Raw genomic sequence first — 10,316 nt, 5'->3', positions numbered from 1 at the left:
TGCTCCGCCCGGGCTATCAGTTGCCGGAGGGCCAGCGCTACGCTGCTGTGCCCTTGTCTACCCCGATCAGAGCTGCCACCAAGCCGGTATCCACTACCCCCAGTTCGACTGGTGACCGTTGCCCCTGTACCTGCTGCCAAACCGCTGGAGACTTCCACCACGCCGGCCAAGTCTACGGACCCTCTTACGAACGCTACATCCGTACAGGTAGTCAAACCTAAGCCCGCCGGCGCGGCGCTTCATCGCCCTGGACATGCTTTTTGGTCTGATTGTCTTCGCTGCCGTCATGACCGGAACTGCGGTCCTGGTGGCCAACCAGATGGACTCGCAGTATTACCAGATCGCCGCAGACCAGCAAAAGCAGGTTGCCGACGTGGCGGCCAAGTACCTCAAGGACAACTTCGCCACCGTCTACGCCGCGGCCGGTACCACGACGCCGGCGCAGATCACACCGGCGATGCTGCGCAACACCAACTACCTCCCCGCTGGGTTCACGGATGCCAATGCCTTTGGCCAGACCTTCGTGGTGCTGGCCAGACGGGTGGCGACCAACCAGCTCGAATCCATCGTGCTTACCACCGGCGGCCAGGCCATCGATGAAATGGGCACTCGCGAGATCGCCGAGAACCTTGGCGCCCCGGGCGGCTTCGTGCCGGTGGCCAACACTGGCATCATCCAGGGCGTGCGCGGAGGCTGGTCGCTGACCCTGAGTAACTACGGGGTAAACCCGGGCGCGGGTCACACCGCCAGTGCCCTGTTCCTGCAGGACGGCACCCTGGCCAACGACTATCTCTACCGCAATGCCGTGGCCGGCAAGCCCGAGCTGAACCGGATGAACACCGCCCTGAACATGGGCGGCAATGACATCAACAATGCCGCGACCATCAATGCCACCGGCAACATGAATCTCAATGGCACGGTCAATGCCGGCGGTGACGTGCATGCCGGATCGATCTACCTCAACGGCAATGCCACCCTGAACGGCACCGTCAATGCGGGCGGCGACGTCCGGGCAGGCTCTCTCTACCTGCAGGGCAATGCCACCATGAACGGTACCGCCACGGTCGGCGGCAACGTCGCGGTCTCTGGCGATACCACCACCGGCTCGATGTACGCGCGGGGCAACGTCCAGGGCGTCACGGCCAGTATGTCGGGGGAGACGTACACCGAGGGCTGGTTCAGGACCCGCGGAGACACTGGCTGGTACAGCGAAAAATGGGGCGGCGGCTGGCACATGACCGACAGCGACTGGGTACGGGCCTACGCCGGCAAGAACGTGTATACGTCCGGCCAAATGCGCGGGAACAGCCTGTTCTCCGACGGCAGGACGTACGTTGGTGAGTACATCCAGCTGATCGGCTCGGCGACGGAAAACGCGGGCTGCGCCACCAACGGCTTGGTCAGCCGCGACGGTGGCGGCGCCTTGCTTTCCTGCCAGAGCGGGTTGTGGAAGCGCCAGGCCGGCAAGACGCCTACCTGCCACGCCTACACCATTCCCGGTTACTCCACCAACGACGTGACGACCTACGCCTGCCCCGTCGGGACCAAGGTGGGTTGGGACACCGGCGGCAGTAGGCAGCGGTGGGCGACCACGCCCAACATTGCCATCGGCGAAAACGACTATGCCACCATCTTCTGCTGTGAATTCTGAGGCAGCCGCATGTACGACATTCCGACCCTGCTAGCGCTGCGCCTGCTGGCCAGCGCTGTGCGTGTCCAGCAGCAGACGCTGGAAACCATGGCCCTCGACGAGCCGGGGACCCATCAGGCCCGTGAGCTGTTACACCAGGTGGATACCTTGCTCGAGGAGATGATCGATCCGGAGCAGCTCGAGACCCTGGTGCAGGAGCAAAAGCGCTTGAGCCGGAAGGTGGGCTAGGTCATGCCTATGCTGTGGATCATTCTGGTGGTAATGCTCGCCGGAGCCGGGCTGCTCAGCGAGCAGCTGCCGCGCAGCGACAACCGTTGTCAGACCCTCGACGTCTCTGCGCTTTCCCATAATCTGCTGATCTACCGGAACGCGCTGGCCGAGTACGCCTACAACAACCCGGGCCTCTCGGGCGCGCCGGCGGATTCCGCGTTGACGTTGCCCACCTGGTTGGTGCACGCAGCAGGGGTGAGCGGCTATGTGCAGGCCGGATCCAGCTACGCCTACTACGCAGCGCCCCCCAATGGCTTGGTGACGACGCTGGCCGAGCTCACCGTATCCGCCGCGGTGGGCTACGCCACGAACGGGCAACTGGTCAGCCCCTCGTCTGGCGCTACCGGTATCGCCCTCCAAGCAGCCGTCCCTACCGGCGCAGCCGTGGCCTACCGCTAGACGAACAGTTCGGCAAGCAGGGCAACGCCGCCCGCCAGAACGACGCCAGCGGTCAATGTCAGAGCCATCATCAGGCCACTGGCGGTGGCAGCGATCATGTCGGTCGGATGGTCTTCGGTGTCCATGCTGAGATCCTTGATAGGAGATCATTCTGGATCGGTTGGGTAGCACGAAAATTCAGGCAGCCGTCCAACGGCATGGACCAATGGAAGGTTTCGGGGTGTGACTGGCAGGACTGGATCAAGGCAGAGAGGCGATCGATGAAGCTCCAAAGCATATGGGTCTCGAAGTGAAGCTACGAAGCGTGTGGGTCACATGGTATACATCACGCGCACGTAATTGACTTATGATATTTTGAGGCGTGTACTCCTAACCTCCTTTGATCGTGCATAGCTTCAGTGGTAATGCGTCGCGGAAGGCTGGTATTTGGGTATCGACCGTTTACTGCACTACAACCAGCGGGTGTCCAAGTTGCGGATGTTGTTGGATGATCACGGGCAAACCAAATAGCCTCTCCAACCAGTCCGCCCGAAGCACCTGCCCTGGTATACCCAGAGCAACGACGCAGCCTCGTTCAAGCAGGAGAAGACGGTCGCAATAGCGGGCCGCAAGGTTTAGATCATGAAGAACGACGACAACCGCCGCTCCCTCCCCTGCAGCTTCTCGTGCAAGCCTCAGCGTTCGATGCTGGTGTCGTGGATCGAGCGCGGCGACCGGCTCATCCAGCAAAAGCACCTTACCGTACGCGGCGGGTGAAAGCTGTGCCATTACCCGAGCGATCTGCACCCTCTGACGTTCCCCGCCGGAGAGTTGCAGATAGCTACGGTGTCGCAAAGGTGCCAGGTCGCAGGCTAGCAGCAGCTGGCCTATGAGCGCATTATCTGTAGCTAAGCCTGTGTTATGGGGGCTGCGACCGAAACTAATGACTTCTTCTACGGTGAATTCGAAGCCGAGTGTCGCCGTTTGAGGTAAGACCGCCAACCGCAAAGCCCGCTCAAGGCCGGTCCAATGCGGCAAGGGGAATCCATCCAGCATCACGGCGCCAGCGGTTGGGATCACTTCTCCCGCCATGAGGCCGAGCAAGGTGCTTTTACCGGCACCATTAGGCCCTAGGATCCCCATGACCTCTCCTCCAGTCACCGTCAGATCCAAAGGCTGCAATCGCCACTTGCCTGCCTGTTCGAAACCCGCGTTTCGCAGCTCGAGCATCATGCTCCTCGACGTAATAGCAAAAAGAGAAAGAGCGGCGCGCCGATTAAGGCCGTGACGATCCCGATAGGCAACTCTGCAGGCGCCAGCAGCAATCGCGCGGTGAGATCGGCAAGAAGCAGGAAGCCCGCGCCGCCCAATAGGGCGGCAGGAAGAAGCACTCGGTGATCCGGCCCTATCAACAAGCGCAAAATGTGAGGGACGACCAGCCCGACGAACCCGATCAGCCCAGCTGCCGCTACGCAAGCACCAACGCCTAGGGCGGTGACTAACACCAACTCTTGTTTGAGCCGCTCTACGTTGATACCCAAGTGCCGCGCCTCGGATTCTCCGAGTAACAACAAGTTGAGGGCTTTGCTGCGTCGGGGTAACCAGAAAAGTATTGGCAATGCCAGCAGAACCAGGGGCCATAACCGGGCGTAGCTCGCGCCCCCAAGGCTACCCATGCTCCACGTGGTCATCTGACGCAAAGTAGCGTCGTCGGCCAGATAGCTCAGTAGTCCCACCAGGGCACCGGCCATAGCGGTAAGGGCAACACCAGCCAGCAACATGGTACCCACTCGTGTCTGCCCATGGACCGAACCCAGTCGGTACACCACCATTGTGATGGCCAGGCCGCCAAGAAACGCGTAGCCCGAGACTAGGTACGGACGTAGCGTTGGGCTCGTCCAGTCCGTACCTAAACCATTAATCGCCAGCGCCGCACCCAACGCCGCGCCCGCAGAAACGCCGATCAACGCAGGATCGGCGAGTGGATTTCTAAATAACGCCTGCATGGCAACGCCTGTGCCCGAGAGTATGCTTCCGATAGTCAAACCGATAAGCATGCGCGGGAGACGGATCTGGCCGATGACCAGCAAGGCTTGGCTCGATGGCTCAAGTGGTAATCCCGCCAGATAGCCGAGTGCACAGACCATCTCTCCCAGCGGCAGACGCATGGGCCCAAACGCCAGAGAGAGTAGACAGGCGAGTAGGGTCAAGACTGCGAGACTACCCATCACCACAGCTGGTGCCACCCGATAACTCATGGCGCAGTGCGCTTGAGCGCCTCTGACAACCGAGCTACGGCATCCGGCAAACGCGGACCCAGTCCGCCAACCAATAGCGTGGGATCCAGGGTCAGCACATGACCCTCACGCAGCGCTCGGGAGTTGGCCAACGCGGGACTCTGAGCCGCCAGAGCTGTTTGCGCCGCATCAGAATTATCGCGGCGGTCCGCGAGAACCAACGCTTGAGGATCAAGCCCCAACAGTACTTCTTCCGAAAGCCCCTTATAGCCCTCGTACGTCGCTAAGTTATGGGCCCCGGCTTTCTCCAACATCCAACTGCCGACGGTGTCTCGGCCGGCCACCAGAGGGTGACTGCCCATGCCACCTAACAACACCAACACACCGGGCATGCGTTCCGGTGCGACCTTGCTAGCGATAGCGTTCATCTGGTCGTGAAAGGCGTGTAAGGCAGTCTGAGCGTTGGTCTGGCGCCCTAAGAGCTGCCCCAGCTTTTGCAGATTCGCCGCCAAGGTGGCTTCATCGGCGCGACTGGATAGGATTTCGATTCGCACACCTGCCATGCGAAGCTGGTCCAGCACGTCCGGCGGCCCCATCTCATCCGTGCCTACCAACATCTGCGCTCGCAAGCCCAATATGCCTTCGGCACTGAGTTGGCGCTGATAACCGATACTGGGCAGAGCGGTAAGACTGCTAGGATGCCGGCTTGTGGTGTCCACCCCCACAAGCTGGGCTTCGCCGCCCAGGACGACGATCCATTCGCTTAAAGCGCCGCCCGCGCTCACAACCCGTTGAGGTGCCTCGGAGGCTACTCCCAAGGTGCTCACCAAAGCAGCTAACATTCCGGTCAGCCATAGGCGTGCCTTCATCGCAGCGACTCCGCCAATTGGCTCCAGGCCATGAGTTCCGGCTGACCGGGCTTGCGCGCACCAAAGAGTTGCACAACGAGCTCTCCCTCAGCAGAGAAGGCTTCCAAGCTGGTGATTAGCCCGTCTACGCTGGGTTTACGTACCAACCAGAGTTCGCTGACGCCTGTCGTTTGTAGATGCAGATTGAAGGCGGGATCCAAGACGTTGAACCAGCTGTCGCGCCAGGCCAGATTCGACACGGGGCCGGTGTGGATCTGTATGCAGTGACGATTTCCCACGAAAACCATGATCGGCACTTCTCGCGCGGCCGCGAGTTCCAGTGCGTGGGGGAGGGAGGTCACGGGTAGGGAGTGTGCCCATTCGGAACCAACGAGGCGAAGTGCCTGGGTTCTGGCGACATTCAAGTTCTGAAGCAGCGCATGGAAATGATGGGTGTCCTTCAACGCAGCCCAACCTGCTTTCAGAGCGTCGATGTCGATACCGGAATCGGCATGCGGCTCGGCCTTGGCCGGCAACTCGTCCAGGTCCAACTTAGCGGACTGCACCTCCTCGCAGAATCGCGCTTTGAGCAACTCCCAAGCCGCAAGATCGCTGGTTCCACTGAGATACACCTTATGGATGGCGATGCCCTGCCGGTCGAAAATCTGCAGGCTACGCAGCGTGCCGCGCACAGTGGGTTCGTCCACCGCAAATGCATAGCTCCAGCCCGATAGGAACAGGCGCAGATCAATATCCGCCGATACCACCAAGCCCATCCGACCGTTGGCGGCCACGCTCAGCTCACGATAGCAGCCACGGCGCTCATGTACGCAATGCTCATTTCGAGTGAGTGCCATGACTTCGCCCAGGTTTGCCAACGCGCCTAATAGCAGCTTCCACTCAGGGCGCAGTCTGATCGATTCCTCTCCAAGCCGACATGCCACAAGCTCCGCCTCGCTCACCTTGAGGTAAGTGGCAGCATCGCGGGCACGGATATTGGGTTGTTCCTGCAGCAGCAGCCGCCAAGCCGACTGAAGCGTTGAAGTGGATGCGTAGGACGTCATGCAGAATCTCCAGGTAGTCAAGGGCCTCGAGTCTAGAAAGCTAAGGCGCAAAAATGGGAATGATTACCATTAATTTACACTACTGATTCTCAAAACTCTTTACGAATCCAGTGCAAATGATAATTATTGTCACCTCCTACCTTTCTGGACTCGCACTCATGGCTCGCCCTCCTTTCTCCCTGCTTCCACTGGCCGGGTTGATCTATTTGCTTCCGCTCGCGGCAAGTGCCAGCGATACGCCGACGACCCTACCTGCTACCACGGTAACGGCAACACTTACCGAGCAGGCGGTCGATCAGGTTCCCAATACCGTGACGGTACAAAGCCGCGAAGACCTAGATCGTGGAAATGTCAATACGATTAAAGATTTAGTACGACACGAGGCTGGTGTGTCCGTTGGCGGGACAGGGCACGCCTCGGGGATTAGCGGGTACAACATCCGCGGTATTGACGGTAACCGGATCCTCACGCAGATCGACGGCGTTGCCGTGCCCAATGCCTATGCCTTTGGTCCCTACGCCAACACTCGACGCAACTACGTCGATCCGGATCTGATCAAGCGCGTGGAGATACTCCGCGGGCCTGCGTCCGCCCTCTACGGCAGCGACGCTATTGGCGGTACGGTCAGCTATTTCACGTTAGATCCAGAAGATCTTTTACAGGATGGCCGTGACACGGCCGCCCGCCTGAAAACGGGCTACAGTTCGGCGGACCACAGCTGGCTCACCTCTGGCACCTTAGCCGGGCGGGCCGGAGACCTAAATGCGCTGCTGCACTACGGCAAACGCAGCGGTCACGAAACCGAATCCTATGGCGACCAAGCCGGGCTCGGCGCCACGCGCACCGAAGCCAACCCTGAAGACAACGATAGCAATAACGTCTTGGCCAAGATCGGCTACCACTACGGTGAAGATAACCGCCTGCAAGCAACATACGAGCGGTCTCACTCACGCCTGGACGGCGACATCCGCAGCGCCCCGACATCCATCGCCGGTTTCGCAACGCGCACCTATCTTGGCCGTAATGTTGTCGACGAGGTCGAGCGGGAGCGCTACAGCCTGGAAAACCGTTTGGCACTGGACACTCCGTTCGCGGATCACTGGACAGCTCTGCTCGCCTACCAGAATGGCGGTACCGACCAGCGTACCTATCAGCCCAATAGCGCCTCCAGCTATTACCGCAAGACCACCTATGAAGAGCGCACCTGGAACTTCGATAACAGCTTCGATAAGGCCTTCGCCCTGGGAGATACTCTGCACCTGTTGACTTACGGGCTGAACTACCGCCACGAAGACGTCGATGGCTTGCGCTCGGGTACCACCTCCGCTGGGGTGGGCAATCTCCTTGTCAGCGACTTTCCTGCGCCGCAGATCAACAGCCTCGGCGTGTTCGTGCAGGACCAGATCGACTATGGCGCCTGGACCTTCTTGCCCGGGGTTCGCTTCGATCAGGAGACCCTCGATCCCCACGCCACGGCCGAATACCGGGCTGGCCTTGCCCGTACGACCGTATTCGACGATTCGGAAAAGCGCTGGCACCACGTATCACCCAAGTTAGGCGTGACCTACAGGTTCAACGACAACTACAGTGCATACGGCCAATATGCCGAAGGTTTCAGAACCCCAACCCCCAAGGCCCTGTACGGCAACTTCACCAATGAAAGCGCTGGCTATCAGGTACTCGGCAACTCTGATCTCCAGCCGGAAACTAGCCGTGGCGTCGAGTTGGGGCTGCGCGGGCACTTTGATCAAGGTAGCTTCAGCCTGTCCGTGTTCTACAACAAATATCGCGACTTCATCCAGGAAGACGCCTTGGGTGGGAGTGGCAGCTATACGGTCTTCCAGTCCAACAACATCGATCACGCCACCATAAAGGGGGCCGAGGCACGCGGTCACCTGGATCTCGACAGCCTGGGCCTCCCGGCTGGTGTTTACAGCGAGGCGTCTGCTGCCTATGCCTGGGGCCGTAACGATGACAGTGGCGCGCCGCTCAACAGCGTCAACCCGCTGACCGGCGTTTTCAGCCTTGGTTACGATCAGCCCGGAAAAACCTATGGCGCGCGTCTGGATTGGACGGTGACTCAACGTAAAATGCGTGTGGATGACAGTTCCTATTACGCAGCCGATGGCGCCAACAAGTTCCGCACCCCAGGCTTTGGCGTACTCGATCTCAGTGGCTACTACCGAGTTACCCGCGATGTCACCGTCAGCGCAGGCATCTATAACCTGACCGACAAGAAATACTGGCTCTGGGACGATGTACGCGGCTACGACACCACCGGCGAGGCAGGTTTTTTGGCACCGGCCAATCTGGATCGACTGACCCAGCCAGGTCGCAATGCTGCGGTGAATATCGTCTGGAACATCTGATCAGCCTAGCTGTTGCCCGGAGGAATGACGGGGACAACAGTCAGATTATATCTTCCAAACCTAGCGACGTACGCGAGTATTTGATGGTGGACTGCTACAGGCTTTCCACCTGCCGCGCGTCATCGTAGGTACGAGCTTGTAGCAGTTGAGGTCATAGGGGGGTAGTGGAACTGGCCACAGTCAAACTTCTGATTGCTGCCGTCTAACACAAATCCCCGCCCGTTCGACTCAATGAGCGCTTGGAATATCTCGGATTCCCAGGCGCTTACTTGAGCGAGAGAGGCTTACGAGCAAACGGTGGCTCGAGAGTTATTCCTTTCCTAAATTTACCCTAGCGATACACAAGGTTGACGAGCCACCGATTTACTTGGGAATGACTATCAACATAGAATCGCCGCCATTCTCTCCAGCCCCCTCCGAGACCGCCCTTGAACGCCCAGCCCAGAGCCCTGCGCCGCTTCGCTCCCTTCGCCCTCAGCACCCTAGCCCTGGCGACCAGTTCGGGACTGCTGGCGGCGGAGAACACCACCCTCGCGCCCATGGACATCTCCACCACGGCTACCGAGGCGGACGAAGGCTATCGGGCGGCTACCGCCTCCACCGCCAGCAAGAGCGACGTGCCCATTAAGGAAGAAGCCCAGTCGGTGCAGACCGTCACCCCGCAGCTGATCCAGGACTACGAGGTGCGGTCCCTGGACGATGCCTCGAAATTCGTCAGTGGCGTCACCCAGGGCAACACCCTGGCCGGCACCAAGGACGCCTTCGTCAAGCGCGGCTTCGGCACCAACGCCGATGGCTCCATCTTCCGCGATGGCGTGCGCTCGAACCTGTCGCACAACTTCGATGCCACCGCCGAGCGCGTCGAGGTGCTCAAGGGCCCGGCCTCCCTGCTCTATGGCGCCCTCGAACCGGGCGGGCTGATCAATGTGGTCAGCAAGCAGCCGCAATATCAGCAGCGCACCACCCTGAGCGGCTCGGCCTACAGCGAAGGCGGCGGCAGCCTGGGCCTGGACACCACCGGTCCTATTGGCGATACCGGCCTGGCCTATCGCCTGGTCGCCGAGCGCCAGAGCGAAGACTACTGGCGCAACTACGGCGTGGACCAGCACACCCTGGTGGCGCCGTCGCTGTCATGGACCGGCGAGCGCGCCAGCCTGACCCTGGCCTACTCCTACAACGACTACACCGGCCCGGTGGACCGCGGCGCCGTGTTCGTCAACGGCCATCCAAGCGGCGCCAGCTACGACAAGCGCCTCGACGAGAAATGGGCCCAGACCGAAGGCATTACCGAGACCGCCAGTGCCCGCTTCGAGTACCAGATCAGCGATGACTGGAAGACTAGGCTGACGTATGCCTGGAACAATGATCGTTATGGTTTATCCTTCGCGCAACCGACCGCGGTCGCTACGAATGGCAATCTGACGCGTCAAGCAAACGGGGGTCATTACGATTACGAAACCGACTACCTCAGTTGGGATTTCATCGGGAAGCAGCAAGTA

The 10,316-nt window shown here is 60.2% G+C and carries 10 protein-coding genes; 5 read left to right on the top strand and 5 right to left on the bottom strand.

The annotated features are described in order from the left end of the window. The first annotated feature begins 286 nt into the window (after positions 1-286). The 3 genes from pilV to pilM are packed head-to-tail and all read left to right on the top strand — an operon-like array spanning position 287 to position 2,320. Positions 287-1,651 carry a shufflon system plasmid conjugative transfer pilus tip adhesin PilV gene (gene pilV / locus RND78_RS27000; RefSeq protein WP_312733224.1) on the top strand — a complete coding sequence of 455 codons (1,365 nt, stop codon included), beginning with the start codon at positions 287-289 and terminating at the stop codon, positions 1,649-1,651. Positions 1,652-1,660: 9 nt separating this feature from the next. Continuing rightward, positions 1,661-1,879, top strand: coding sequence for a hypothetical protein (locus RND78_RS26995; RefSeq protein ID WP_312733222.1), 219 nt, complete (start codon positions 1,661-1,663; stop codon positions 1,877-1,879). 3 nt (positions 1,880-1,882) lie between these two features. Then, positions 1,883-2,320: a type IV pilus biogenesis protein PilM gene (gene pilM / locus RND78_RS26990; RefSeq protein WP_312733219.1), complete on the top strand. Its 438-nt coding sequence runs from the start codon at positions 1,883-1,885 to the stop codon at positions 2,318-2,320. On the opposite strand, the gene RND78_RS26985 is transcribed toward pilM, so the two are convergent. From RND78_RS26985 to RND78_RS26965, 5 genes are all read right to left on the bottom strand, one after another. After that, positions 2,317-2,445, bottom strand: coding sequence for a hypothetical protein (locus RND78_RS26985; RefSeq protein ID WP_312733217.1), 129 nt, complete (start codon positions 2,443-2,445; stop codon positions 2,317-2,319). The genes pilM and RND78_RS26985 overlap by 4 nt on opposite strands. A gap of 316 nt (positions 2,446-2,761) precedes the next feature. Continuing rightward, on the bottom strand, positions 2,762-3,529 hold the full coding sequence (locus RND78_RS26980; RefSeq protein ID WP_312733228.1) for a heme ABC transporter ATP-binding protein: 768 nt from the start codon (positions 3,527-3,529) through the stop codon (positions 2,762-2,764). Beyond that, on the bottom strand, positions 3,529-4,557 hold the full coding sequence (locus RND78_RS26975) for a FecCD family ABC transporter permease (RefSeq protein ID WP_312733215.1): 1,029 nt from the start codon (positions 4,555-4,557) through the stop codon (positions 3,529-3,531). Before RND78_RS26975 ends, RND78_RS26980 begins: the two co-directional genes overlap by 1 nt. Next, positions 4,554-5,405, bottom strand: coding sequence for a hemin ABC transporter substrate-binding protein (locus RND78_RS26970; protein WP_312733213.1), 852 nt, complete (start codon positions 5,403-5,405; stop codon positions 4,554-4,556). Before RND78_RS26970 ends, RND78_RS26975 begins: the two co-directional genes overlap by 4 nt. Beyond that, positions 5,402-6,448 carry a ChuX/HutX family heme-like substrate-binding protein gene (locus tag RND78_RS26965; protein ID WP_312733211.1) on the bottom strand — a complete coding sequence of 349 codons (1,047 nt, stop codon included), beginning with the start codon at positions 6,446-6,448 and terminating at the stop codon, positions 5,402-5,404. Before RND78_RS26965 ends, RND78_RS26970 begins: the two co-directional genes overlap by 4 nt. Before the next feature lie 158 nt (positions 6,449-6,606). On the opposite strand from RND78_RS26965, the gene RND78_RS26960 reads away from it, so the two are divergent. Next, positions 6,607-8,817 carry a TonB-dependent hemoglobin/transferrin/lactoferrin family receptor gene (locus tag RND78_RS26960; protein WP_312733209.1) on the top strand — a complete coding sequence of 737 codons (2,211 nt, stop codon included), beginning with the start codon at positions 6,607-6,609 and terminating at the stop codon, positions 8,815-8,817. A gap of 428 nt (positions 8,818-9,245) precedes the next feature. Then, a partial coding sequence (locus tag RND78_RS26955) for a TonB-dependent siderophore receptor (RefSeq protein ID WP_409457143.1) occupies positions 9,246-10,316 on the top strand: 1,071 nt, incomplete at its 3' end.

The sequence above is a fragment of the Pseudomonas oryzihabitans genome (assembly GCF_032027545.1).
GTDB lineage: Bacteria > Pseudomonadota > Gammaproteobacteria > Pseudomonadales > Pseudomonadaceae > Chryseomonas > Chryseomonas oryzihabitans_F.
The sequence above is the reverse complement of the archived record's forward strand: the minus strand, read 5'-3'. Positions and strand labels throughout refer to the sequence as shown.

Bases quoted from the DNA above. Each gene is read 5' to 3' on its own strand.
- pilV (WP_312733224.1), top strand. From the start codon at position 287: ATGACCGGAACTGCGGTCCTGGTGGCCAACCAGATGGACTCGCAGTAT.
- RND78_RS26995 (WP_312733222.1), top strand. From the start codon at position 1,661: ATGTACGACATTCCGACCCTGCTAGCGCTGCGCCTGCTGGCCAGCGCT.
- pilM (WP_312733219.1), top strand. From the start codon at position 1,883: ATGCCTATGCTGTGGATCATTCTGGTGGTAATGCTCGCCGGAGCCGGG.
- RND78_RS26985 (WP_312733217.1), bottom strand. From the start codon at position 2,445: ATGGACACCGAAGACCATCCGACCGACATGATCGCTGCCACCGCCAGT.
- RND78_RS26980 (WP_312733228.1), bottom strand. From the start codon at position 3,529: ATGCTCGAGCTGCGAAACGCGGGTTTCGAACAGGCAGGCAAGTGGCGA.
- RND78_RS26975 (WP_312733215.1), bottom strand. From the start codon at position 4,557: ATGAGTTATCGGGTGGCACCAGCTGTGGTGATGGGTAGTCTCGCAGTC.
- RND78_RS26970 (WP_312733213.1), bottom strand. From the start codon at position 5,405: ATGAAGGCACGCCTATGGCTGACCGGAATGTTAGCTGCTTTGGTGAGC.
- RND78_RS26965 (WP_312733211.1), bottom strand. From the start codon at position 6,448: ATGACGTCCTACGCATCCACTTCAACGCTTCAGTCGGCTTGGCGGCTG.
- RND78_RS26960 (WP_312733209.1), top strand. From the start codon at position 6,607: ATGGCTCGCCCTCCTTTCTCCCTGCTTCCACTGGCCGGGTTGATCTAT.